This is a genomic window from Tardiphaga alba (assembly GCF_018279705.1).
In the GTDB taxonomy this organism is placed as follows: domain Bacteria; phylum Pseudomonadota; class Alphaproteobacteria; order Rhizobiales; family Xanthobacteraceae; genus Tardiphaga; species Tardiphaga alba.
Genome location: NZ_CP036498.1, coordinates 1136392 through 1162258, shown reverse-complemented (window position 1 = coordinate 1162258; position 25867 = coordinate 1136392). Strand labels below are relative to the sequence as shown.

The window sequence follows — 25867 nt, the reverse complement described above, 5'->3', positions numbered from 1 at the left end:
GCTTTTTGCTCAGCGAGGACTGTGACCGATCGCTTGCACCGCCTCGCGGCCCACATCCACCACGCACTTGTAGCCGCACAGCGCCAGGGTGACGTCCAGCTCTCGTGCAAGAATATCGATCGCTCTGGCGGCGCCGGTTTTGCCGGCAGCCCCTACGCCCCATGCATAGGGCCGGCCGATGAGGCAGCTCTTCGCTCCCAATGCGAGAGCGCGCATGATGTCCGTACCGGTGCGGATGCCGCCGTCGAACATGACCTCGATCTCGGATCCCACCGCATCGACGATCCCGGGCAGGATGGAGATCGATGATGCCGCTCCATCGAGCTGACGCCCGCCATGGTTCGACACGACGATCGCGTCGGCTCCGGATTGTGAGGCGCGCTTCGCATCTTCAATGTCGAGAATGCCTTTCAATATCAATTTGCCGGGCCAAAGGCTTTTGACCCATGCGATGTCGTCCCAACTTAGCGCCTGATCGAACTGGGTGGCCGTCCATTGCGCCAGCGATGTAACATCCTCCAAGCCCTTCACATGACCGGCCAGATTGCCAAACGTACGGCTCTTGCCCCGCAGCACGCTGGCGATCCATGCCGGCTTGGTCGCCATGTCGAGAATGTTGCCAAGACGGATTTCCGGTGGAATCGACAGACCATTGCGCACATCGCAATGACGCTGCCCGAGGACCTGAAGATCGACCGTCAAAACGAGCGCGCTACAATTGGCCGCCCGCGCACGGCCGATCAGGTCCGCCACGAAGCCGCGATCGCGCATCACATAGAGCTGAAACCAGAATGGCTTCCCGGTCGCCTCCGCAACTTGTTCGATCGAGCAGATTGACATGGTGCTGAGCGTGTAAGGGATGCCGGCGTCGGCAGCCGCCTGCGCGGCGAGGATCTCACCATTGCCATGCTGCAATCCCGTCAACGCGACGGGCGCCAGGGCGATCGGCAATGGCACCTGCGCGCCAAGGATCATGGTGCTGAGATCCCGCCCATCCATATCGACGAGAACGCGCTGACGGAGCTTGATGGACCGGAAGTCATCAAGATTGGCGCGGAGCGCCTCCTCTTCGTACGAACCGGCACAAACATATTGGAAGAATGCGCGCGGCACCCGGCGCGAGGCAAGGCGATGCAAATCCGCAATATTTGCGACATTCTTCATCTATCGGTTTCCTGATGCGCGGCGCCACAAGCGATCGCTTCCCGCAAAATAACTTTCCATCCACGCCTGTTTTTGTAAATGTACTGATAAGTATACTTAAAAGGCAGCTCACCATGCGCATGAGAACCGCCGAGACGGAGGCTCGCATTGTCGAGGCGGCCTATGAATGTTTCTGGCGTTCAGGCTTCGCCCGCACCAGCGTCGACGGCATCGCCGAACGCGCCAAGGTCACCAAGCGGACGATCTACGGATACTTTCGCAGCAAGGACGATCTGCTCGCGGCCGTCCTGACGCATTATCGTGAACTTGCCGCCGAAAGGTTGAAACGCATCGGCGACCGGATGCCGGCCGACCGGGACGGCCTGATCGACTCGTACTTCGGCCAACTGATGGGCTGGGCGAGCACGACGCCACGCTGGTCAGGCTCGGGCTTTACGCGCCTGGTCGTCGAGCTGGCAGATCTTCCCGGCCATCCCGCACGTGCCATTGCCAAACGGGCGAAAGCGGAAACTGAAGCCTGGCTCGCCAGGAAACTCGCGAATGCAGGAGTACCGAAGCCACAACTGCGCGCAAGGGAGATCGCACTTCTGACGGAAGGCGCTATGTCCTTGACGCTGATCCATGGTGGACGCGCCTATATCGAAGCTGCCGCACAGGCGGCCAAACATCTGGTCAAACAGAAATAGCCGGAATGCCGTCATGGCCGGGCTTGACCCGGCCATCCACGTCTTGCTTTTTAGTGCGACGACACAAGACGTGAATACCCGGCATCCGCCGGGCATGACGAAAGAGAGATCAGGCTCATGCTGCGACCGTTCATTCGAATTGCGATCCTCGTTGCAGCATCAGCCTTGCTCATTTCACCCGCCTCCGCCCAACGCGGCGCCTCATGCCACGGGGGCCAGAGCTTTGATCAATTCCTTGCCGGGCTGAAGCAGCAGGCGGTCGCGGCAGGCGTCTCGCAGCGCGCGATGGCACAGGCGACGCCTTACCTCGTTTACGATCAGGGCATCGTCAATCGCGACCGCGGACAGAAGGTGTTCGGGCAGCTGTTCACGCAATTTGCCGGCCGCATGGCGGCGGATTACCGGATGCAGAACGGGCAACTCAAGATCAAGCAGCACGCAGCTGCCTTTGCGCGCGCCGACAAAGAGTATGGCGTGCCGCCCGCGGTCATCGCGGCGTTCTGGGCGCTGGAAAGCGATTTCGGCGTGCAGATGGGCAATCTGCAAACCCTGCGTTCGCTGGTGTCGCTGGCCTATGACTGCCGGCGCTCAAAAATGTTTCAGGACGAAACCATTGCGGCCCTGAAGATCATCGATCGCGGCGATCTATCTCCGGAAGAGATGATCGGTTCATGGGCCGGCGAACTCGGCCAGACGCAGTTCCTGCCGACGCATTACTTCAACTATGCCGTGGACTATGACGGCGACGGCCACCGCAACCTCTTGCGCAGCCCGGCGGACGTGATCGGCTCCACCGCGCACTACATCTCCACCGGATTGAAATGGCGGCGCGGCGAGCCATGGCTGCAGGAGGTGCGCGTCGCCAGAGACATTCCATGGGATCAGGCCGACCTCACCGTCAAACTATCGCGCAGCAAATGGGCGGCGCTCGGCATCAGCTATCCCGATGGCAAGGCGCTGCCGAATGACGACATGCCGGCTTCGCTGCTGCTGCCGATGGGACGACATGGCCCGGCCTTCCTCGCTTACGCGAATTTCGCGGCCTATACGGAATGGAATAATTCGCTGATCTATTCGACCACGGCGGCCTATCTCGCGACGCGGATCGCCGGGGCTTCGAAGATGCGCCAGCCTTCGGCACCAGTCGCGCAGCTCTCGCATGGTGAATTGCGTGAATTGCAGGGGCTGCTGGTCAAGCGTGGCTTCAATGTCGGCAAGGTGGACGGCATTCTCGGCCAGCAGAGCCGCACGGCGGTGAAGGCAATGCAGGTGAAATTCGGAATGCCTGCGGATTCCTGGCCGACGGCGGAGCTGCTCGCGGCGCTGAAGGCGGGGCGGTGAAACACAATTGTCGTCGCCCGGCCGTGCGCGCAATTGCGCGCCAGGACCGGGCGATCCAGTAGACACCAGCGGCAAGAATCGACCACCAACGCTTGTGTCTACTGGATCACCCGCTTTCGCGGGTGATGACAAGGGGAGAGAGCGCCCCCGACAAATTTGTTCTCTTTTGTGATCCCCCGGCGGTTGAAATCCTCCGGCCTGCCCCAAGTCCATGCAGCAGCATCTTTCTCGGACCCCGCCGCTGCGCCTTGAAACGCATCACACAAGAGCATGCCCATGCCGTTCTATGATTCCGTCGTCCCCGCTTATCTGCAGATGCTGGGCACCATGTCCGCGGGCCTGAAAAAGGCCGAAGCCTATGCGGCGGCGAAGAAAATCGAGCCTGCGGTGCTGCTCGGCACCCGCCTTTTCCCGGACATGCTGCCGCTGAGCCGGCAGGTGCAACTGGCTTGCGATTTCGCCACCAAGGGCAGCGCGCGGCTCTCGGCCAGCGAGGTGCCCTCGGTGCCGGATACCGAAACCACCTTCGACGAATTGCAGGCGCGCATCGCTAGGACCGTCGATTATCTGAAGACCTTCAAGCCCGAACAGTTCGAGGGTGCCGAGACCCGCGAGATCACTTTCCCCACCGGCCCCGGCAAGACAACCACCCTCACCGGTCAGCAATTCCTCACCAGCTTTTCGCTGCCGAGCTTCTATTTCCATGTGGTAACCGCCCACGACATCCTGCGCACCTGCGGCATCGATGTGGGCAAGCGCGACTATCTCGGCGCTAACTGAGCGATGGCGTGGGGAGAACAATCCGATGCTTCTTGCCGCAACGGCAAGGTCATCATTGTTCAATCCGCGCCTTTTACGGCCCAATATTCTTTCATCATCGCCATGCCTGCGCCCGCCTTGCCAAGCCTTGATCGAATGCGCAGTTCTACCTTCACACTTTCCCTCCCGGAGCTTTCCTGATGAGCACGTCCAAACTTTTCGAGCCCTACAAGCTCGGCAACATCACGCTGAGCAACCGCACCGCGATGGCGCCGCTGACGCGCAACCGCGCGCTGCCCGGCTTCGTGCCCGGTCCGCTCGCCGCCGAATACTACAGCCAGCGCGCATCGGCCGGCCTTCTGATCACCGAAGCGAGCCAGATCTCGCAGCAGGGCCAGGGCTATCAGGACACGCCCGGCATCTACACGCCCGAGCAGGTCGCCGGCTGGAAGAACGTCACCGACGCCGTTCACGCCAAGGGCGGCCGCATCTTCATCCAGCTCTGGCATGTCGGCCGCATCTCGCATACCAGCCTGCAGCCGAACGGCGGCAAGCCGGTCTCGGCTTCGGCAATCACCGCGAAGACAAAGACATTTGTGAACAACAGTTTTACGGATGTCTCCGAACCCCGTGCGCTTGAGCTGTCGGAAATTCCCGGCCTGATCGACGACTACAAGCGTGCCGCGAAGAATGCGGTGGAAGCCGGCTTCGATGGCGTCGAAATCCATGCGGCCAATGGCTATCTGCTGGAGCAATTCGCACGCGCCTCGACCAACAAGCGCACCGATGCCTATGGCGGGTCCATCGAGAACCGCGCGAAGCTGGTGCTCGAAGTGGCCGCGGCCGTTGCCAAGGAGATCGGCAGCGACAAGACCGGCATCCGCATCTCGCCGGTGACTCCCGCCAATGACGCCGCCATCGACGACGACGCACAAAAGCTGTTCGACTACATCACCGACGGGCTGAGCGCCGAGAAGCTGGTCTATCTGCATGTGGTGGAAGGAGCCACCGGCGGCCCGCGCGACAATGCGCCGTTCGACTATGCCAGCCTGCGCAAGCGGTTTGCCGGCACCTACATCGCCAATAACGGCTTCGATTTCGCGCTCGCCGAGAAGCAGCTCGCGGCGGATGCGGCCGACCTCATCGCCTTCGGCAAGCCATTCATCTCGAATCCGGATCTGGTGGAGCGCCTGAAGGCCGGCGCGCCGCTGAACGAGCCGGACAAGGCGACGTTCTATGGTGGCGGCGCGAAGGGATATACGGATTACCCGACGCTGGCGGCAACGAAGTGAACTCCGACTGTCATCCCCGCCTAGCGCACCGAAGGTGCGCGCGGAGCGGGGATCCAGTAGACACTGACTGCAGTCATTAAAGCACTAACGCCTGCGTGTACTGGATCACCCGCTCCAAGCGCGCAATTGCGCGCCAGGGCGGGTGATGACAGGAGAGCGAAAATGAAAAGGCCGGGATCGCTCCCGGCCTTTTTGTTTGCTCGCTAGCCCGGCGTTAATTCGCCGACGCGCGCTTCTGCGGAGGTGTTGCGGGCCACGACTTGATCAGCGTGTCGTAGTCCACTGTCTCGCCCTTCGGCTTTTCGTTCGCCAGCTTGCGCTGGGGCGCGATGTTGCCGTCCTTGGCGGACTTGTTGTACCAGAACTCCGCGGTCTCCTTCTTATTCAGCTTCGGACCGCACTCGCCCTGCACCTTCGAGCGCTCGAGACGCTCCAGCACCGAATCCTGTGCAGCGGCCAGCGAGTCCATCGCCGCCTGCGGCGTCTTCGCACCCGACGACGCATCGCCGATATTCTGCCACCACAGCTGCGCCAGCTTCGGATAGTCCGGGATATTGTTGCCGGTGGGCGACCACTGCACGCGGGCCGGCGAGCGATAGAACTCGATCAAGCCGCCCAGCTTCGGCGCACGCTCGGAGAACGACTTGTCCCAGATATCGCTCTCACGGATGAAGGTGAGACCGACATGGCTCTTCTTCAGCGACACCGACTTCGAGGTGATGAACTGCAGATAGAGCCAGGCGGCCTTGCGGCGATCCGGCGGTGTCGACTTGAGCAGCGTGCCCGAGCCCACGTCCTGATAGCCGAGTTTCATGCCTTCTTTCCAATAGGAGCCCTTCGGCGACGGAGCCATGCGCCACTTCGGCGTGCCATCGGCATTCATCACCGGCAGGCCCGGCTTCACCATGTCGGCAGTGAAGGCGGTGTACCAGAACATCTGCTGCGCGATGTTGCCCTGCGCCGGCACCGGACCGGACTCCGAGAAGGTCATGCCCTGCGCCTGCGGCGGAGCATATTTCTTCATCCAGTCGAGATACTTCACGATCGAATAGACCGCAGCCGGGCCATTGGTGTCGCCACCGCGCTCGATGGAGGAACCGACCGGACGGCAGCCTTCCATGCGGATGCCCCATTCATCGACAGGCAAACCATTCGGCAAGCCCTTGTCGCCATTGCCGGCCATGGAGAGCCACGCATCGGTGAAGCGCCAGCCGAGCGACGGGTCCTTCTTGCCATAATCCATATGGCCATAGACCTTGGTGCCGTTGATTTCCTTGATGTCGTTGGTGAAGAAATCGGCGATGTCTTCATAGGCCGACCAGTTCACGGGCACGCCGAGGTCATAGCCATACTTCGCCTTGAACTTGGCCTTGTAGTCGGGATTGGTGAACCAGTCGTAGCGGAACCAGTAGACGTTCGCGAATTGCTGATCCGGCAGCTGATACATCTTCTTGTCCGGACCAGTCGTGAACGACGTGCCGATAAAGTCCTTGATGTCGAGGGTCGGGCTGGTGACCTCCTTGCCTTCGCCGGTCATGAAGTCCGACAGCGAGATGGTCTGGCCGTAGCGGAAATGCGTGCCGATCAGATCCGAGTCGTTGATCCAGCCGTCATAGACATTCTTGCCGGACTGCATCTGCGTCTGCAGCTTCTCGACCACGTCGCCTTCCTGGATCAGGTCGTGCTTCAGCTTGATGCCGGTGATCTCGGAGAACGCTTTCGCGAGCGTGCGCGATTCATATTCATGTGTGGTGATGGTCTCGGAGACGACATTGATCTCCATGCCCTTGAAGGGTGCTGCGGCCTTTGCGTACCACTGCAGCTCCTTCATCTGCTCTTCCTTCGAGAGCGTCGAAGGCTGGAATTCGCTATCGATCCAGCGCTGGATCGCAGCGTCATCGGCCTTGGCCGGGGCGAGCAGCGCGCTCGCGGCCATCAGCGCGATGGCGCTGGTCATCATGATGTGGCGCGCCGGGCGGCGGGCCTGCTTGGTCAGGTGCCTCATGTCTTCCTCCCATGTGTTCAGGCCGGGTTATCCCGTGCCTGCAGTCCAGACCGGTCAGACGGTGCGAAAAATTCCCACCGCCGCGACCAGCGAAATCAGTGTCGCGAACCAGAGATTCGAGATTTCAAAACCCTCCTCGCCGATCGGCAGCGTCGCGATCGGATCGGAGCCGATGAAGCCGATCCACAAGAGATGGATGACGGCAGCCGTGATCAGCGACAGGAACAGGCGATCGCCACGCGTGGTCGGGATGCGCAGGATGCCGATGCGCTCGGCTTCGGGATAGCGGATGGCGAGCACGGTCATGGTGCCGAGCATGAGCGCGATGGCCGCAAAGAAGATCGCAGTCGGCGGCGTCCAGGCCATCCATGCGATGTGATCCATGGCTAGAACTCCGCTCTGTCGTCATTGCGAGGAGCGCAGCGACGAAGCAATCCAGAAGCTACAAGCAAAGACCGGATTGCTTCGCTTCGCTCGCAATGACGGGTGAAAGGTTTGCGCTTGACCATCACACCCGCCCCAGCGCGAAGCCGCGCGCGATGTAATTGCGGACGAACCAGATGACGAGCGCGCCGGGAATGATCGTCAGCACGCCGGCAGCCGCCAGCAGGCCCCAATCCATGCCCGAGGCCGACACCGTGCGCGTCATGATCGCCGAGATCGGCTTGGCATTCACCGAGGTCAGCGTGCGCGCGAGCAACAGCTCGACCCAGGAGAACATGAAACAGAAGAAGGCGGCGACGCCGATGCCCGAAGCAATCAGCGGCATCAGGATTTTCACGAAGAATTTTGGAAACGAATAGCCATCGAGGAACGCGGTTTCGTCGATCTCGCGCGGCACGCCCGAGACAAAGCCTTCGAGGATCCAGACGGCGAGCGGAACATTGAACAGGCAATGCGCCAGCGCCACGGCCCATGGCGTGTCGAACAGGCCGACGGCGGAATAGAGATTGAAGAACGGCAACGCAAACACCGCGGGCGGCGCCATGCGGTTCGACAGCAGCCAGAAGAACAGATGCTTGTCGCCGAGGAAGCGATAGCGCGAGAACGCATAGGCCGCCGGCAGCGCGAACGAGATCGACAGCACGGTGTTGATGACCACGTATTTCAGCGAATTGATGTAGCCGGAATACCAGCTCTCATCGGTGAAGATCCGAATGTAATTGTCCAGCGTCGGCTTATGCGGCCATAGGGTCATGGTCGAGACAATCTCGCCATTCTCCTTGAAGCTCATATTGACGAGCCAGTAGATCGGCAGCAGCAGGAAGATCAAGAACAGCGTCAGGATGATGCGGCGGCCGGGGATGGAATTGTTCATGCCGCGCCCTCCGTCTTGCTGCGATCGGCGCCGGCATTGGTCATCACGGTGTAGAACACCCAGCAGACGATCAGCACGATGATGTTATAGACCAGCGACAGCGCCGCGGCCTTGCCGAGATCGAACTGACCGAGCGCGATCTTGACGAGTTCGATGGAGACGAATGTGGTCGAGTTGCCGGGCCCGCCGCCGGTGACGACGAAGGGCTCGGTATAGATCATGAAGCTGTCCATGAAGCGCAGCAGCACGCCTATCAGCAGCACGCGGTTGAGCTTCGGCAGCTGGATGGCGCGGAACACGGCCCAGCGCGAGGCGCCGTCGATGTGCGCTGCCTGGTAATAGGCATCGGGAATCGATTTCAGGCCGGCGTAACACAGCAGCGCGACGAGGCTGGTCCAGTGCCAGACATCCATCACGATGACCGTGGCCCAAGCATCGAATTCGTTGGAGACGTAATTATAGTCGAAGCCGAGCGAGTTTAGCGTGTATCCGAGCAGGCCGATATCGGGGCGGCCAAAAATCTGCCAGATCGTGCCGACCACGTTCCATGGAATCAAGAGCGGCAGTGCGAGGATGACGAGGCAGGCGGCAACGCGCCAGCCATCGCGTGGCATCGACAGCGCGACCACGATACCGAGCGGGACTTCGATCGCAAGGATGATCGCGGAGAAAAGCAAGTTACGGCCGAGCGATGCGAGGAAACGCCCGCCGAGATCGCTGGAGGGATCGAGCAGTTCCTTGAACCAGCCGACGCCGTTCCAGAAGAACTGGTTGTTGCCGAACGTGTCCTGCACTGAATAATTCACCACCGTCATCAGCGGCAGCACCGCCGAGAAGGCGACGATGAGGAACACCGGCAGGACGAGGAACCAGGCCTTGTTGTTGAGCGTCTTGTCCATCACTGCGCCCCTTCCACAAGGCCGCTGTCCGCATAGACGTGGACCCGCGCCGGATCGAATACCAGTCCGACCTCGTCGCTCGGCACAGAGAAGCCATCCGGCACGCGCGCGGCGAATTTCACGCCGCCGATGCGGACGCGGGCGAAGCGGATGCGGCCAAGATCGTCGATGCGCTCGACCTGCGCGGTGAGCAGATCGTTCGCCGGCGTCGCGACATGGACGAATTCAGGACGGATGCCGATTTCGATCTTCGCGCCTGATGGCAGCGCGTCATAGCTACTGACGAGGCCAATGACATGACCGCCGATGCGCGCCTGTCGGCCGCTCACCTCAGCCGGCACGATATTCATGCCGGGCGAGCCGATGAAATAGCCGACAAACGTATGCGCGGGCTTGTCGAACAGCTCCTGCGGCGTGCCGGACTGGACGACGCGGCCATCATGCATCACCACCACCGTGTCGGCGAAGGTCAGCGCTTCGGTCTGGTCATGGGTCACATAGATCATGGTGAGATCGAGCGCGCGATGCAGCGCCTTCAGTTTTGAGCGAAGCTCCCATTTCAGCGCGGGATCGATCACCGTCAGCGGTTCGTCGAACAGCACGGCGGCGACGTCGGAGCGGACGAGGCCGCGGCCGAGCGAGATCTTTTGCTTGGCATCGGGCGTCAGCCGCGTCGCCTTGCGGTTCAGATAGGGCGTGAGATCAAGCAGTTCGCCGATCTCGGCGACACGGGCATCGATCTGCGGCTTCGGCATGCCGCGATTCTTGAGCGGGAAAGCGAGATTCTCGCCCACGGTCATGGTGTCGTAGATCACCGGAAACTGGAACACCTGCGCTATGTTGCGCTTCTGGGTCGGCAGCGGAGTGACATCTTTGCCGTCGAACAGGATCTGGCCGCGGGTCGGCGTGACGATGCCGGAGATCATGTTGAGCAGCGTGGTCTTGCCGCACCCCGATGGCCCCAGCAGCGCATAGGCGCCACCCTGCCGCCAGGTCATGGAGATCGGCTTCAGCGCGAACGATTCCGGATCGGCATCGTTGCCGCTGTAGGATTGTGCGAGATCGACGAGATCGATGCGGGCCATGCTTTGCTCCTACATCGCCGGTGCCGCGACCAACCGGTCGCTGCTGTCGAACACAAAAATGTTGGCGGGATCGATGATGGCATCGAGCCGGTCGCCGGGCACGAACTCGCGGATACCCTGCAGCACCGAGACCCAATCGGAGGAGCCGTGCTTCACATGGACAAAACTTTCCGAGCCGGTGATTTCGGTCACCGTCACCTCGGCAGGAAAGACGTGGTGCCCGGCAGTGGCATTACCGACGCCAAGTTGATGGGCGCGGAAACCGATGCGATAGCTGCCATCCGGCAGCGACGCATAGAGGCCATCAGCCGGCGCGCTCACGCCGCCGGCATATTGCACGCTGTCGCCGCGCTTTTCGATGCCCACCGAATTCAGCGGCGGATCGGAAAACACCTCGGCGACTTTCAGCGTATCCGGCTTGCGATAGACCTTTGGCGTCTCGCCGAATTGCAGCACCTCGCCTTCCCACAGGCAGGCGGTGCGGCCGCCGAGCAGCAATGCTTCGGACGGCTCCGTGGTCGCATAGACGAAGATCGCGCCGGAGGCCTCGAAGATCTTTGGCAGCTCTGTGCGCAGCTCCTCGCGGAGCTTGTAATCGAGATTCGCCAGCGGCTCGTCGAGCAGCACGAGATCGGCGCCCTTCACCAGCGCGCGGGCGATGGCGGTGCGCTGCTGCTGGCCGCCGGAGAGCTGCAACGGCGTGCGGTTGAGATAGGGCTCGAGCTTGAGCAGCGCCGCGGCCTCGCGCACGCGGGTCTCGATCTCCGCCTTGGGCTTGCCCTGCACGCGCAGCGGCGAGGCGATGTTCTCATAGACCGTGAAAGAGGGGTAGTTGATGAATTGCTGATAGACCATCGCCACCGAGCGCTTGCGGATGTCGATGCCGGTGACGTCCTTGCCATCCACCAACACGCGGCCTTGCGCGGGCTTGTCGAGACCGGCGAGCAAACGCATGATCGAGGTCTTGCCGGCCAGCGTCGGACCGAGCAGCACGCTGAGGCTGCCGCGCTCAAGTGTCAGCGACACATCGCGGATGGTCGTGATGCCATCCACCATCTGCGAGACGTGATCGAGGGTGACGCTCATGCGCGCGCCTCCGCCTGAGCGGACGCATCATCACGATGAGCAGAGAGCCACGCATCGAGCGCCACGATCTCCTCCCCTGACAATCGCAGGCCGAGTTTCGAGCGCCGCCAGACAATGTCCTCGGCACTCACGGCCCATTCATGGGCCATCAGATAGCGCACCTCGCGCTCGGTCAATGTGGCACCGAAGTCGCGACCGAGGTCGGCGGCGGATTTCGCGTTTGCGAGAAGCTTGCTTGTGCGGGTGCCATAAGCGTGCACGAGACGGCTGGCATGCGCCGGCGTCAGGAACGGATAGTCGCGTTGGACCTCGGCGGTCAGTGCTTCCACCGACGAGACATCGAAGTCCCCGCCCGGCAGCGGCGCATGCGCGGTCCAGCCCTCTTTCGCCTTGGTGCCTTTCAGATACGGCCCGAGCTTTTCCAGCGCTTCTTCGGCGAGGCGGCGATAGGTTGTGATCTTGCCGCCATAGATCGACAGCAGCGGCACCCCATTGGGCAGATCGAGCTCGAACACATAGTCCCGCGTTGCCGCCTTGGCGTCGCTGGCGCCGTCGTCATAGAGCGGCCGTACGCCCGAATAGGTCCACACCACATCATCGGCCAGCACGGGCTTGGCGAAATATTCGCTGACCGAGCTGCAGAGATAGGCGATTTCGTCCGGCGTGATTTTCACGTTGCCGGGATCGCCGTGATAGTCGACATCGGTGGTGCCGATCAGCGTGAAGTCGTTCTGATACGGGATCGCGAAAACGATGCGGCCATCCGCATTCTGGAAGATATAGGCACGGTCATGCGCATACAGCTTCGGCACGACGATGTGCGAGCCCTGCACGAGCCGCACTTTCGCTTTCGCATTCACGCCAGCGCCGGCGGCCAGCACGTTCTCGACCCACGGTCCGCCGGCATTGACCAGCGTGCGTGCGCCGATCGTCTCGCGCGCATGGGTCAGCACATTCTCGACGGTGACCTGCCAGATGCCGTCGGCCTGGCGGATCTCCACGGCGCGGCTGCGGGTGCGGATGTCGGCGCCGCGATCGGCGGCATCACGCGCGGTGAGCACCACCAAGCGCGCGTCATCAACCGAGCAATCGGAATACTCGAAGCCGCGCGTGAACCGCCCGGGCGTCAGCGGCTTGCCCGTCTCGTCGCGCGTGAGATCGAGCGTGCGGGTTACCGGCAACAGCTTGCGGCCGCCGATATGGTCGTAAAGGAACAGGCCAAGACGCAGCAGCCAGGCCGGCCGCAACCCGGCGTGATGCGGCAGCACGAAGCGCAGCGGGCGGATGATGTGCGGGGCGATCGCCCACAACACCTCGCGCTCCAGCAGCGCGTGCCGAACCAGCTTGAAGTCGTAATATTCGAGATAGCGCAGGCCGCCATGGATCAGCTTGGTGGACCAGGACGAGGTGCCCGACGCCAGATCATTCATCTCGCAGAGAAACACCGAATTGCCGCGGCCGACCGCGTCGCGGGCAATTCCGCAACCGTTCACACCACCACCAATGATTGCGAGGTCGTAGATCTGACCCACCCGGCTTCCCCTTTTGCGCCAAACGTTTGGCGCCTCAATTGGACGCGCCACCTTCGCTTTCAGCGATTTGGCTTTCGAATTGGAGTAAAGCACAAGTCAAAGCGAAAGCAATGGGAGTTTTGAGGGGTTCAAGCGCCTAAATATCGGCCATTGGCCCAGCTCCACGTACGGATTGTCATCCCCGCGAAAGCGGGGGATCCAGTAGACACTGGCTTCTGGGATCGTACTGAGACGGCGGCGTTTACTGAGTTGCCCGGTCAAGCCGGGCAACGACAGTGGAAGCTACACCTCTTCCGCCTCATCCTCGGCCCCCGGCAACGCCTCGATCACCTTCACCCCCGGCTGTTGCAAATCTCCTGCAAAGCCGGCGGCAGCGCGGTGTCGGTGACGAACGTGTGGATCTGGCTGAGATGGGCGATGCGCACCGCTGCGCTTCGGCGCAGCTTGGTTGAGTCGCAGACCAGCATGATGCTGCGGGCATTGGCGATGATCGCCTGGGCCGCCTGCACCTCGCGATAGTCGAAATCGAGCAAGGCGCCCTCCTCGTCGATCGCGGAAGCGCCGATGATGGCGTAATCGACTTTGAACTGGCCGATCAGCTTGATGGCCGTGGACCCCGTCACCGCGCCATCGGCACGGCGCACGCTGCCGCCGGCGACCACCACTTCGATATGCGGGTGCCGGTACAGCATCATCGCCACGTTGAGATTGTTGGTGATGACCAGGAGGTTTTCGTGACCGGTCAGCGCGGCCGCGACCTCTTCGGTCGTCGTGCCGATATTGATGAACAGGGACGAGCCGTTGGGAATTTCGGCCGCTGCAGCTGCGCCGATCGCCTTCTTTTCTTCGGCGGCAACAAAGCGACGGGCTTCATAAGCGAGGTTTTCCGTGCCGGACGCCACGATGGCGCCGCCATGGATGCGCGTCAGCAGGCGCTGGTCGCAGAGATCGTTGAGGTCCTTGCGGATGGTCTGGGCCGAGACTTCGAACCGGCGCACGAGATCATCCACCATGACGCGGCCAAAGGCCCGCGCATGATTGAGAATCTCGGATTGGCGATGGGAAAGACCGGACGTCACATCAACACCTCTTGGAGCGATTCCATGGTGCTGATGTTGGGCCGGCGCGTCAACGCATCCTCCGCCTGCAGCGCAGACGGCAATGTTGTTGAGACGTCATGCCTTATGCGGCGGTGGCAGCTTCCTGCGTGCCTTGCGCGAACTGAAACGCTGCCCGCTCGGCCTCGCGGGCGTTGCGGAAGAGCTGGCCGTCCATCGCGTTGAAGCGATGGGAGGCGGCGAAAAAGCGGAAACCGCCGGGATCGCGAACCACGATGCCGGCTGCCTGCGACGAGACTTCGATAATATAAGTGTCTGACATGGCGGCCCCTTTCGCGATACGCATTGCATATTCCGGGCCACTAACGAGGACGGGGGTATTTCGTTCCCGCTGCGATTTAGAATTCTTATGCCGTGATTGTCGCATCCGGCTTCTTGATCACCTGCGGACGGCCATTGTCGTCGATGGACACGAAGGTGAAATTGCCGTCGGTGACCAGGATCGGCGCGCTTTCATTGCGGCGAAGCACCCAGGCCTCGATATGCAGCGTCAGTGACGTACGGCCCATCCGCACCAGATTTGCGTGCACGGAAACGACATCGCCCACATGTACGGCCTTGCGAAATGTCATCGCCTCGATGGCCACGGTGACGGTGCGCGTCTTGGCGATCTTGGCAGCCGCCATGCCGCCGCCGAGATCCATCTGGCTGAGCAGCCAGCCGCCGAAAATATCGCCATTGGCATTGGTGTCCGCCGGCATCGCCACCGTACGGATGGTGAGATCGCCTGTCGGCTCGGTCCCGAGACCCGTAGCTGGCTGGTTCGTTGATTCAGTCATAGGCAGTCCCTGCCGGAATTTGAGTCAGAAAAGCAAAGGTTTTCATCGCTTGAAATTATCTTGCTCGCGGTAGCTTTACGAAACTCAGGGCGACGCACAGCCACGCCAGAAACCAGAGGAACAGGGCACTGCGGACATCAAGCGTCGTGATCATGAACACCAGCGCCAATAGCGTGAGCGGCAGGGCACCGAAACGGATATTGCCCTGGCCCTTCCAGTAGGCAACCACCACCGGAAGGAACAGAAGCACCAGCGATGAAATAGCAGCCCAGCCGCTGTCGCTGTGAACCACAAAGTGTCGCAGCTGCGCGATCCATCTATCGACCACTGCGATCATGACCTGATCGTCATGGCGCGGTCACGTAAAGGTTTCCCAGCCTTCGTCCGGCGCAAACCGGTCGCCATACTTCGCGGCCAGCGTTCGCAGCGTGGCCGCGACATTGTCGGGGCCCCGGGAGCGGGCATAGTGGAGCGGACCACCGCGGAACGGCGCATAGCCGGTGCCGAAGATCATGGCGCCATCCACCACATCGGCATCGTCCACGATGCCCTCGCGGAGGCAGGCGACACAGACATTGGAGATCGGCAGCACCAGACGATCGATCATCTCCTGCGACGGCCGCGCAGTGGCGGCAGCCGCGGAGCTCTTCTCGGCCTTGCCATCCTTCCAGACATAAAAGCCCTTGCCGGTCTTCTTGCCGAGTTCGCCGCGATTGACCTTCTCACGCAGCCAAGCCGGCGTCGGCGGCAGCAGGTCGCCGAATTTTGAGCGCAGCATGTCACCAACCGCCATGCAGATATCGAGACCAACCTGATCGGCAAGCTCAATCGGCCCCATCGGCATACCGAACTGTTCAGCCGCCGCGTCAATGGTCTCCTTCTCGACCTTCTCGTCGAGCAGCATCATCGCTTCGAGCATGTAGGGCGTGAGCGCGCGATTGACGAGAAAACCCGGCGACGATTTCACCGGCAGCGGCAGCCGGTCGATGGCGCCGACAAAGGCGGTGGCGCGCTTCAGCATCTCCTGATCGACACCATCATGGCTGACGACTTCGACCAATTGCAGGCGAGACACCGGGTTGAAGAAGTGCAAGCCAAGCAGCCGCTCCGGCCGCGTCAGCGACGTGCGCAGATCCTGCAGCGGAATGCTCGACGTGTTGGTGGCGAGGATCGCATCAGGCTTCATGCGCGGTTCGAGCCCGGCGTAGACTTTCTGCTTGAGATCCAGCTTCTCCGGCACCGCCTCGATGATGAGATCGGCATTGCGCACGCCCTCACCGTCGAGATCAGGGATCAGGCGATCCAGCGTGTCGCGCTGGTCGGTGCGCTTGCGGACGATCTTTGCGTAGAGATCGGCAGCGCGCTTGATGGCGCCGGCCAGAGGCTCCGCCTTCATGTCGGCCAGCGTGACGCGCAGGCCCTGATGCGCGCACCAGGCGGCGATGTCGCCGCCCATGGCACCGGCGCCGATGACATGGACATGCTTGATGCCACCGTCGCCTGCGCCGGCGAGTTTCTTCATCGCCTCCCGCAGGAAAAAGACGCGGATCAGATTCTGCGCCGTGGTCGTCACCATCAGGCGGGCGAAGGAACGCTGTTCGGCCTTGAGCATCGCAGGGCGATCGCCGCCATGCTTCTCCCAGAGATCGATCAGCGCATAAGGCGCAGGATAATGTTCGCGCGGCGCCTGCTTCGAGGCTTCCGCCACCATACGCGAGGCGAGGATGCCGCGCACCGGCGAGAAGTTCAGCAGCGGAATCAGCGGCGAGGGCTTTGCGCGCTTGAGGCGGCCGAACACGGCGTCCTTCACGGCATTGCGGACATGGCGTTCCTCGGTGACGGCATCGACGAGGCCTATAGCCTTCGCCTTGCGCGCATCGATGGTCTTGCCGGTGAGCATCATCGGCATCGCCTGCAGCGGCGAGACCAGATGCGTGAAGCGCGCGGTACCGCCGAGGCCGGGATGCAGGCCGAGCATCACTTCCGGGAAGCCGAAGCGCGCGCCGTCGATGGCGATGCGCATCTGGCAGGCCAGCGCGATTTCGAGGCCGCCGCCAAGACAGAAGCCGTGAATGACGGCGACGGTCGGGATCTTGAGCGCCTCGAAGCGATCGACCACCGCGTGCGCCCGGGCGATCTGCGCCTCGATGGCAACGGGATCGCTGCCGCGGAATTCATTGATGTCGGCGCCGGCGATAAAGCCGGAGGGTTTTGCTGAGCGGATCACGATGCCGGTAGGACGCTGGGCCTCCAGCGCCGTCAGCACCATGTCGAATTCCGTCAGCACCTCTTCCGACAGCGTATTGGCGCTGGCATTGGCACGATCGAACAGCAGCCACGCCACGCCATCGGCATCGCGCGTGAGTTTGAAATTACGATAGGTGTCGCTCGTATCCGGCGTCGGCCCGAGTTCAAGCGTGCGGTCCTTGAGAGCGTCCAAAATTCTGCTTTCCATGACGCGCCTCACACCGTCTCGATCAACATCGCACCGCCGAGCCCGCCACCGATACATTCGGTGGCGATGCCGCGCCGGGTACCGAGCCGCTTCATGGCATTGACGAGATGCAACACGATGCGGTTGCCGGACGTGCCGACGGGATGGCCCAAACTAATCGCGCCGCCATCGACATTCAGTTTCGCATGATCGATCTCGCCGGCCGCGCCGTCGAGGCCGAGGACTTCGCGGCAGAACTGTTCGTCCTTCCACGCGGCAAGGCAGCCTAGCACCTGCGTGGCAAAAGCCTCGTTCAGCTCCCAGGTCTCGATATCATGGATGGTCATGTTATTGCGCTTGAGCAGGTCATGCGACGACAGCACCGGCCCGAGGCCCATGATGGAGGGATCGAGCGCTGACCACTGGCTATCGAGGATGACAGCCTTCGGCGTGAGCTTATGCTTGGCCACGGCTTCTTCGGACGCAAGGATGACCCAGGAAGCGCCATCGGTGATCTGGCTGGAATTGCCAGCTGTGACCTGCCCCCATGGGCGCTCGAACACCGGCTTCAGCATCGCCAATTTATCGGCGGACGAATCCGGCCGCACACCATCATCGTGATCGTAGAACTTGCCCTTGCGGTCGAAGGCCGTTTCCACCTCGCCCTTCAGCCAACCGTTCTCCTGCGCACGCGCGAGGCGTTTGTGGCTCTCGCTGGCATAGGCATCGGCCTGCAGGCGCGTTATGCCGAACAGGTATCCGACCTTCTCGGCGGTCTGGCCCATATTGAGATCTGTGATGGGATCGGTCAGGCCGCGCTCGAGGCCGATCACCGGCTTGAAGAATGCGGGCCGCGCCTTGGCAAAAGCAGCAAGCTTGGCGAGCGGCCCCTTGGCCATAGCGAGGCCTGCAAACCAGCGTACGCCGTTCTGCGGCCAGACCAGTGGCGCGTGGCTGAGCGCTTCAGCGCCGCCGGCCAGAATGAGGTCGGCATTGCCCTCGCGGATATAACGATAGCCGGTGTCGATCGACTGCATGCCGGAGCCGCAATTGATCTGCACGGTGAAAGCCACCATGCGCTCGCCCATGCCGAGCCGAAGCGCGGCAACGCGGGCGGGATTCATCTCATCGGCGATGACATTAACGCAGCCGAGGATGACCTGATCGAAGGCATCAGGCGCAAAAGGCTGCCGCGCTAGCAGCGGGCGACCGCATTGCACGGCGAGATCGACAGGGGTGAACGGGCCGGGGCCGCTGCGCGCCTTCAGAAACGGCGTGCGGCTGCCGTCGACGATATAAACTGGTCTGGCCATCAGGATGCTGCTCGTTGCTCACCTAGGTCCTGGAAGAATTGATGCACGTTATCGGACTTGCGCGCGAGCGGCGATAGATCCTCAGGCGAGAAATCATCGACTTCGATCACCAGCTTCACGGCATCGCGGGCAGCTTCCAGCCGCTCCCCCTCCGCCTGGGTGATCACGCCCTGCGCCACGGCCTGCTTCCAGTCCTTCAGTTTCGCGGTTCGGATGCGCTTGGCAATATCGTCGGTGGATGACACCAGCTTGAACGCCTTTTCCAGCCTGTTCAAACCGCGATCGTCCTCCACATGCGACAGGTCCGGCGTCAACCGATCCCGCGTCGCCGAAGGCTCAAGAATCATCTGGGCGCAGAGATGCACCACCCGATCCGACGGGCCGAGCACGGACGCGCCAAACGGCTGCACCACGAATTTGAGGATCGCGGCGACGAAGCGGTTAGGCAAATTGGCGAGGATTTCGGCGAAGCGGCTCTCGATGGTCTTGAAGCCCGTCGCCATGCACCATTCGAGCGCTGGCAGGTCGTCCTGCTGGCGCCCTTCGTCCTCCCACCGTTTCAATGCAGCCGAGAGCAGATAAAGCTCGGAGAGGATGTCACCGAAGCGCGCCGACAACATCTCCTTGCGCTTCAATGCGCCGCCAAGGGTGAGCAGCGCCATATCGGCGCAAAGCGCGAAGGCCGAGGAGTAGCGCGACAGCTGGCGATAGAACCGCGTGGCATCGCCAGCATCCGGCGCGGGCGCGAAGGCGCCGCCGGTCCAGCTGCGGCCCCATGCGCGGAACAGCGTGGTGACGCTGTGGCCGACATGTTTCCAGAACGCAGTGTCGAAGGCATCGAGGCCCTTCTTCTTGTCGGGATCGCTGAGGGCATTCATCTCCTGCAGCAGATAGGGATGCGCACGGATGGCCCCCTGCCCGAACACGATGAGATTGCGCGTCAGGATGTTGGCGCCCTCCACCGTGATGCCCACAGGCACCGCGCGGTAGAGATTGCCCATATAATTCTGCGGGCCGTCGATGACAGCCTTGCCGGCATGGATGTCCATGGCGTCGTCGATGACGAGGCGCATGCGCTCTGTCGCATGCAGCTTCATGATGCCGGAAATGACTGCGGGGTGATGGCCCTGATTGAGTGCAGCCGATGTCAGGCGTCGTGCGGCATCGAGCAGATAGGCGGTGCCGGCGATGCGCGCGAGCGGCTCCTCGATGCCCTCGAATTTCGAGATCGAGATATTGAATTGCTCGCGGATGCGCGCATAGGCGCCGGTGGTGCGCGCGGCATAGGCGGCGCCGGCAGCGGAGAGCGAGGGCAGCGAGATCCCGCGGCCAGCGGCGAGCGCCGACATCAGCATCTTCCATCCCTGCCCGAGGCGCTCCTGCCCGCCGATGATGTAATCGAGCGGAATGAAAACATCGCGGCCCCAGTTCGGGCCGTTCTGAAACACCTGCATCGACGGCAGATGGCGCTTGCCGATCTCCACACCGGGGAGATCGTGCGGAATCAGTGCGACGGTGATGCCGAGCTCTTCCTGATCGCCAACGAGGTGGTCGGGATCATAGGCCTTGAAAGCAAGGCCGATCAGCGTCGCGACGGGGCCGAGCGTGATGTAGCGCTTGTGCCAGTTGAGGCGCAGGCCGAGCACTTCCTTGCCCTCAAACGTGCCCTTGCAGATCACGCCGCTGTCGATCATCGATGCCGCGTCGGAGCCCGCTTCCGGGCTGGTGAGGCCGAAGCATGGAATGTCACGGCCATCGGCGAGGCGCGGCAGCCAGCGCTGGCGCTGTTCGTCCGTGCCGAATTTCATCAGGAGTTCGCCGGGGCCGAGTGAGTTGGGCACCATCACGGTGACGGCGGCGACCACCGAGCGCGATGAAATCTTGCGCACCACTTCCGAATGGGCAAAGGGCGAGAAGCCGAGGCCGCCATATTCCTTCGGAATGATCATGCCGAAGAATTTTTCGCGCTTGATGAAGTCCCAGACTTCCGGCGGCAGGTCCCGCAACTCCCAATTGATCTTCCAGTCGTCGATCATCTCAACGAGCCGATCCACCGGCCCGGTCATGAAGGCCTGTTCTTCTGCGGTCAGCGTCGCCGGCGCGACCTTGAGCAGCTTGTCCCAATCGGGATTGCCGGTGAACAGGTCGGCATCCCACCAGACATCGCCAGCCTCCAGGGCCTCACGCTCGGTGTCCGACATTTTCGGCAGCACGCCCTTGGCCCAGCCGAAAATCGGCTTGGTGAGATAATCCTTGCGCAGGCTGGGTGAGCTCATGGGAATTCCTCTTCGTCGGCGCGGCCGGCTTCCGGGCGGAAGCGGATCGCTCAAGGGCATTCGCTCTAGCGGGACGATGTTCGTTTCAGCTTAGCTTTCGCATTGAAATTTAAGCGAAATTGGTCAGCATTGAGCCATCGATAACGGTGAGGATACCGCATCGGTTCCATCATGGCGATGAAGGGGCGCGTGGCAGGTGGTCGCGCGCCATGTCGTCCCCGCGAAGGCGGGGCCCCATAGACACCGTCAGTGTGGCTGACAGCTCGGGTGACGACGGCAGCGTTCGATCAGATCGTCGGAGGGTATGGGTCCCCGCTTTCGCGGGGACGACACTGCCTCAATCCGGCCGGGTCATCTCGAACATGTCTTCGTGTTTGACCGTGAAATAATCGCCCTTGCGGCCGGCACGGACGATGGGGCTGGCCAGTGCCGTCCGATACACGCCGTCCACGATCAGGCTCTTGTCGATATGTACGGCCACCACCTCGCCCATGGTGAGGAAGGCATTGGCCGACTGGCCGTCGGCACGCTTCAGCTCGATGATTTCGGTCACCTTGCACTCGAAGGCAACACGAGCCTCGCCGACGCGGGGGACATTGACCAGCGTGCTGGGCACCTTGGTCAGCCCGGCGACCTCGAATTCATCGACCTCGCGACCGACATGGGCGGCCGTCGCGTTCATATGCTGGGCGAGATCGACGGTGGCGAGATTCCAGACGAATTCGCCGGTCTCCTGCGCATTGCGGGTGGAGTGCTTGATGCCGATGCTGGAGAAGCCGATCAAAGGCGGTGTGTAATTGAAGCCGTTGAAGAAGCTGTAAGGCGCGAGATTGACGCTGCCGTCCTTGCCACGGGTCGAGACCCAGCCGATCGGGCGCGGCGCGATGATCGCATTGAAGGGATCATGCTTCAGACCATGTCCGTTACGGGGTTCATAGCTGTGGAGTTCGAAAGCGCTCACGGGGGTATCCCTTCATTGATCAGCGCTTTGAGGTCTACCGGCGTGGTGCCAACCCGGCAAGGACGAAGTCGGTCATCTGGTCGATGGTCGGCCCAGGCTTCTGGGCGGCCTCGACGATCATCTGCGGATGGAAATAGCGGATCATCGCAGTGCAGACGCACAAGGCGGCAAGCGGTACATCCGGCGCATCGAATTCCCCAGATGCAACACCGTCGGCAATCACCTGGCCGATCTGGCCGGTGACGCATTCGATATGCACGAGGCAGACGTCCCAGCTTTCCTCCATGGCGATCGCAACCATCTCGTGCAGCTTGGCGTCGCCGACATAACGCTCGCTGTTCATCTGATGGACCGTCACGAGCAATTCGCGCATCCGCTTGGAGGCCGGCTGCGGCGTCGCTGCGATGGCTATTGCCGCCACCTCGACCTCCCCCATCAGCCGCTTGGCGACGGCGGAGATGATCGACTTTTTGGAATCGAAGAAGCGATAGACATTGGCCGGCGACATCTTCAGCAGTTTTGCGATGTCGGCGACGGTGGTCTTCTGATAGCCGAGCTCGCGAAACAGCTTTTCAGCCGTCACCAGAATGCGGGTGCGGGTATCGTCGGCTTCGATGTGATCGGAAACGAGCGTCATCTTGGTCCAGCTATCTTCTTATTCGGCAGCAGCGGCAAGCGGAAAGCTGAGCTGCTTGTCCGGATGCTGCGGCGCATGATGCTCGGTATCCTCGCCGGGGCCGCGTTCATCGAGGCTCTTTCTGAACCACAGCGCGTAGAGGCCGGGTAGATAGAGCAGCGTCAGGAAGGTCGCCACGAACAACCCGCCCATGATGGTGACCGCCATCGGGCCCCAGAAGGCTGAACGCGACAGCGGGATCATGGCCAGGATCGCCGCCAGCGCGGTGAGCACCACCGGACGGGCACGGCGCACCGTGGCTTCAACGATCGCCTCGGCGCGGGTCAGCCCGTGCTGCACGTCGGTCTCGATTTGATCGACCAGGATCACCGCATTGCGCATGATCATGCCGGCCAGCGCGATCAGGCCCAGCAGCGCCACGAAGCCGAACGGCATGCGCGAGACATTGAGCGCCAGCGACGCACCGATGATGCCGAGTGGGGCCGTCAGGAACACCAGGATGAGCCGCGAAAAGCTTTGCAGCTGGATCATCAGCAGCGTCAGCATCACGATCATCATCAGCGGGAAGAGTAGCGCGATAGAGGCATTGCCCTTGTTGCTCTCCTCCACGGCGCCGCCGATCTCGATGCGATAGGCAGGCTCGAGACTGTCGCGGATCGATTGCAGCTGCGGCCAGATCTGGTTGGTCACATCCGGGGCTGCACGCCATCGGCGACATCGCTGCGCACGGTGATGGCCATGTCGCGGTTACGGCGCCAGAGAATCGGCTCCTCATGCGAATATTCGATATTCGCCACCTGCGAGAGCGGCACGGCCACGCCATTGCGCGAGATGATGGTGAGATCGCCCACCTTGCCGAGATCGAGACGCTCGGAAGGCACCGCGCGGGCGACCACGCCGACCTTCTCGATGCCATCACGGATGGTGGTGACCGTGGTGCCGGAGATCAGCAGTGCCAGCGACTGTGAGACGTCCTGTGGCGTCAGGCCGAGCGCGCGGGCACGATCCTGATCAACGACAAGCTTGAGGAAAGGCGACTGCTCGTTCCAGTCGAGCTGCGCTTCCGTGATGTTCGGGTTAGCGCGCATGACGTCGCGGACCTTGTAGGCGATGTCGCGCACCTTCGCGGTATCAGGTCCGACGACGCGGAACTGGACGGGGAAGCCGACCGGCGGGCCGAAATTGAAACGATCGACGCGCACACGCGCTTCGCTGAGCTGGCCATCGGCGACGGCCTTTTCAATCTTGGTCTTGATCCGCTCGCGCGCCTCGACATTCTTCGAGACGATCACGATTTCCGCGAAAGCTTCATTCGGGAGCTGCGGATTGAGGCCGAGCCAGAAGCGCGGCGAGCCGCGGCCGACATAGGACGTATAGGTGGCGATGTCCTTGTCATCCTTCAGCAGCGTCTCAGCTTTCTCAACCGACTTCTTCGTCACCTCGAAGGCCGTGCCTTCCGGCAGGCGCAGCTGGAAGAACAACTCAGGACGCTCCGACAGCGGGAAGAACTGCTGCTGCACCTGGCCGAAGCCGACGACCGAGGCAAAGAAGATTCCGACGGTGGCGACGACCACCTTGATGCGGTGATTGACGCACCACTGCACCAAGCTGCGCAGGATGCGATAGATGCGCGTCTCGTAAATCGCGTGCGGATCGTGGTTCGCATCGCCATGCGCCTTGAGGTTCGGCAACAGTTTGACGCCGATATAGGGCGTGAAGATCACCGCCACGAACCACGACGCCACCAGCGCGATGGCGACAACCCAGAAAATGCTGCCGGCATATTCGCCGACCGCCGAATTGGCAAAACCGATGGGCAGGAAGCCGGCGGCCGTCACCAGCGTGCCGGTGAGCATCGGAAATGCGGTGGATTCCCAGGCAAAGGACGCCGCGCGAACACGGTCCCAGCCTTGCTCCATCTTCACCACCATCATCTCCACCGCGATGATGGCGTCATCGACGAGCAGGCCGAGCGAGATGATCAGCGCGCCGAGCGAAATGCGGTGCAGGTCGAGCGAGATGGCATTCATCACTATGAAGACGATGCCGAGCACCAGCGGCACCGACAGCGCCACGACGATGCCGGTGCGCCAGCCGAGTGCCAAGAAGCTCACGAACAACACGATGGCCAGCGCCTCGACGAAGGAGCGCGTGAATTCACCGACCGCTTCCTCGACCACATGCGGCTGATCGGCGATCTGCTCGATCTCGATGCCCTGAGGCACGGCGGCCATAAAGCTATTGGCGGCCTTCTTCACGTTCTCACCGAGTTCGAGAATATTGGCGCCCTTGGCGGTGACGACGCCGATGCCTATCGCGGGCTTGCCCTTCTGCTGGATCTTGAAGTCCGGCGGATCGACGAAACCATGGCTGACATCGGCGATATCGCCGAGACGGAAGGTGCGGCCATTGCTTTCCACCGGTGTCGAGGCCACTGCCTGCACGCCATCCAGCGCGCCGGTGACGCGCAGCGGCACGCGCTGGGAATTGGTCTCGACGGTGCCGGCGGGCGTGATGGCATTCTGCTTGGCGAGGGAATCGAACAGTGCCTGTGGCGTGATGCCGAGGGTCGCGAGCTTCGCATGCGAGAACTCGACGAAGATGCGCTCGTCCTGGGTGCCGTAAAGATTGACCTTGGTGACGCCATCGACCTTCAGGAGGCGCTGGCGCAAACCTTCGGCGACCTTCTTCATCTGCGCGTAGTCAGCGCCCTCGCCAGTCATCATATAGAGGATGGAATCGACATCGCTGAATTCGTCATTGACGGTCGGGCCGATCAGGCCCGTGGGCAGGCTGCCCTGCACGTCGGCGAGCTTCTTGCGCAGGAGATAGAAGAGATACGGCACATCCTTCGGCGGCGCGTTGTCCTTGAAGGAGACCTGCAGCGCGGTGAAGTTCGGCTTCGAGTAGGTCTGCACCTTGTCGAAATAGGGCAGTTCCTGCATCTTCTTCTCGATGGGATCGGCGACCTGTTCCTGCATTTCCTTGGCAGTCGCGCCCGGCCAGATCGCCGTGACGTTCACGACCTTCACCGTGAAGAACGGATCCTCGGCGCGGCCGAGCTTTTCGTAAGAGAAGAAGCCGGCAAAACCGAGCGCGATGATCATGAACAGGATCAGCGTCGGATGCGCGACGGCCCAGGCCGAGAGGTTGAAGCGATGCATCGGCTTCGTCCTTGATGT

The 25867-nt window shown here is 62.0% G+C and carries 21 protein-coding genes and 1 pseudogene; 4 read left to right on the top strand and 18 right to left on the bottom strand.

The window, feature by feature from the left end:
- Positions 1-9: 9 nt before the first annotated feature.
- Positions 10-1164 carry an alpha-hydroxy acid oxidase gene (locus RPMA_RS05465; protein WP_211911885.1) on the bottom strand — a complete coding sequence of 385 codons (1155 nt, stop codon included), beginning with the start codon at positions 1162-1164 and terminating at the stop codon, positions 10-12.
- A gap of 14 nt (positions 1165-1178) precedes the next feature.
- On the opposite strand from RPMA_RS05465, the gene RPMA_RS05460 reads away from it, so the two are divergent.
- The 4 genes from RPMA_RS05460 (at position 1179) to RPMA_RS05445 (ending at position 5242) form a co-directional block, all read left to right on the top strand.
- Positions 1179-1850, top strand: coding sequence for a TetR/AcrR family transcriptional regulator (locus RPMA_RS05460; protein WP_211911884.1), 672 nt, complete (start codon positions 1179-1181; stop codon positions 1848-1850).
- 117 nt (positions 1851-1967) lie between these two features.
- Positions 1968-3191 (top strand): lytic murein transglycosylase, encoded by a 1224-nt coding sequence (locus tag RPMA_RS05455; protein WP_211911883.1) that lies wholly within the window; start codon positions 1968-1970, stop codon positions 3189-3191.
- Between the two features lie 276 nt (positions 3192-3467).
- On the top strand, positions 3468-3971 hold the full coding sequence (locus tag RPMA_RS05450; protein ID WP_211911882.1) for a DUF1993 domain-containing protein: 504 nt from the start codon (positions 3468-3470) through the stop codon (positions 3969-3971).
- Between the two features lie 179 nt (positions 3972-4150).
- Entirely contained in the window at positions 4151-5242 is a 1092-nt protein-coding gene (locus RPMA_RS05445) for an alkene reductase (protein WP_211911881.1), read from the top strand.
- A 214-nt stretch (positions 5243-5456) separates the two neighbouring features.
- Here RPMA_RS05445 and RPMA_RS05440 read toward each other — a convergent pair whose 3' ends face one another.
- The 17 genes and pseudogenes from RPMA_RS05440 to RPMA_RS05360 all read right to left on the bottom strand — a co-directional run bounded on the left by RPMA_RS05440 (position 5457) and on the right by RPMA_RS05360 (position 25849).
- Positions 5457-7247: an ABC transporter substrate-binding protein gene (locus tag RPMA_RS05440; protein WP_211911880.1), complete on the bottom strand. Its 1791-nt coding sequence runs from the start codon at positions 7245-7247 to the stop codon at positions 5457-5459.
- A 54-nt stretch (positions 7248-7301) separates the two neighbouring features.
- A complete protein-coding gene (locus RPMA_RS05435) occupies positions 7302-7631 on the bottom strand; it encodes a DUF2160 domain-containing protein (RefSeq protein WP_211911879.1) in 330 nt (109 codons plus the stop codon).
- 124 nt (positions 7632-7755) lie between these two features.
- Complete coding sequence (locus tag RPMA_RS05430; protein WP_211911878.1) at positions 7756-8565, bottom strand: carbohydrate ABC transporter permease; 810 nt, start codon at positions 8563-8565, stop codon at positions 7756-7758.
- Entirely contained in the window at positions 8562-9464 is a 903-nt protein-coding gene (locus tag RPMA_RS05425; RefSeq protein ID WP_211911877.1) for a carbohydrate ABC transporter permease, read from the bottom strand. Before RPMA_RS05425 ends, RPMA_RS05430 begins: the two co-directional genes overlap by 4 nt.
- On the bottom strand, positions 9464-10549 hold the full coding sequence (locus RPMA_RS05420; RefSeq protein WP_211911876.1) for an ABC transporter ATP-binding protein: 1086 nt from the start codon (positions 10547-10549) through the stop codon (positions 9464-9466). Before RPMA_RS05420 ends, RPMA_RS05425 begins: the two co-directional genes overlap by 1 nt.
- Before the next feature lie 9 nt (positions 10550-10558).
- On the bottom strand, positions 10559-11635 hold the full coding sequence (locus RPMA_RS05415; RefSeq protein ID WP_211911875.1) for an ABC transporter ATP-binding protein: 1077 nt from the start codon (positions 11633-11635) through the stop codon (positions 10559-10561).
- Complete coding sequence (gene glpD / locus RPMA_RS05410; protein WP_211911874.1) at positions 11632-13167, bottom strand: glycerol-3-phosphate dehydrogenase; 1536 nt, start codon at positions 13165-13167, stop codon at positions 11632-11634. Before glpD ends, RPMA_RS05415 begins: the two co-directional genes overlap by 4 nt.
- A 332-nt stretch (positions 13168-13499) precedes the next feature.
- On the bottom strand, positions 13500-14246 hold the full coding sequence (locus RPMA_RS05405; RefSeq protein WP_408056507.1) for a DeoR/GlpR family DNA-binding transcription regulator: 747 nt from the start codon (positions 14244-14246) through the stop codon (positions 13500-13502).
- Positions 14247-14349: 103 nt separating this feature from the next.
- Positions 14350-14547: a hypothetical protein gene (locus RPMA_RS05400; RefSeq protein WP_211911873.1), complete on the bottom strand. Its 198-nt coding sequence runs from the start codon at positions 14545-14547 to the stop codon at positions 14350-14352.
- Positions 14548-14632: 85 nt separating this feature from the next.
- Positions 14633-15064: an acyl-CoA thioesterase gene (locus RPMA_RS05395; protein ID WP_211911872.1), complete on the bottom strand. Its 432-nt coding sequence runs from the start codon at positions 15062-15064 to the stop codon at positions 14633-14635.
- Between the two features lie 55 nt (positions 15065-15119).
- A complete protein-coding gene (locus RPMA_RS05390) occupies positions 15120-15401 on the bottom strand; it encodes a hypothetical protein (RefSeq protein WP_211911871.1) in 282 nt (93 codons plus the stop codon).
- A gap of 21 nt (positions 15402-15422) precedes the next feature.
- On the bottom strand, positions 15423-17519 hold the full coding sequence (locus RPMA_RS05385) for a 3-hydroxyacyl-CoA dehydrogenase NAD-binding domain-containing protein (RefSeq protein ID WP_211911870.1): 2097 nt from the start codon (positions 17517-17519) through the stop codon (positions 15423-15425).
- Positions 17520-17527: 8 nt separating this feature from the next.
- Positions 17528-18811, bottom strand: a complete 1284-nt coding sequence (locus RPMA_RS05380) for an acetyl-CoA C-acetyltransferase (protein ID WP_211911869.1) — start codon at positions 18809-18811, stop codon at positions 17528-17530.
- Positions 18811-21087, bottom strand: a complete 2277-nt coding sequence (locus tag RPMA_RS05375; RefSeq protein WP_211911868.1) for an acyl-CoA dehydrogenase — start codon at positions 21085-21087, stop codon at positions 18811-18813. The genes RPMA_RS05380 and RPMA_RS05375 overlap by 1 nt, the downstream gene beginning before the upstream one ends.
- 337 nt (positions 21088-21424) lie before the next feature.
- Entirely contained in the window at positions 21425-22048 is a 624-nt protein-coding gene (locus RPMA_RS05370; protein WP_211911867.1) for a flavin reductase family protein, read from the bottom strand.
- 34 nt (positions 22049-22082) lie between these two features.
- Complete coding sequence (locus RPMA_RS05365; RefSeq protein WP_211911866.1) at positions 22083-22685, bottom strand: TetR/AcrR family transcriptional regulator; 603 nt, start codon at positions 22683-22685, stop codon at positions 22083-22085.
- 18 nt (positions 22686-22703) lie between these two features.
- Positions 22704-25849: pseudogene (locus tag RPMA_RS05360) on the bottom strand (efflux RND transporter permease subunit).
- Positions 25850-25867: the final 18 nt, after the last annotated feature.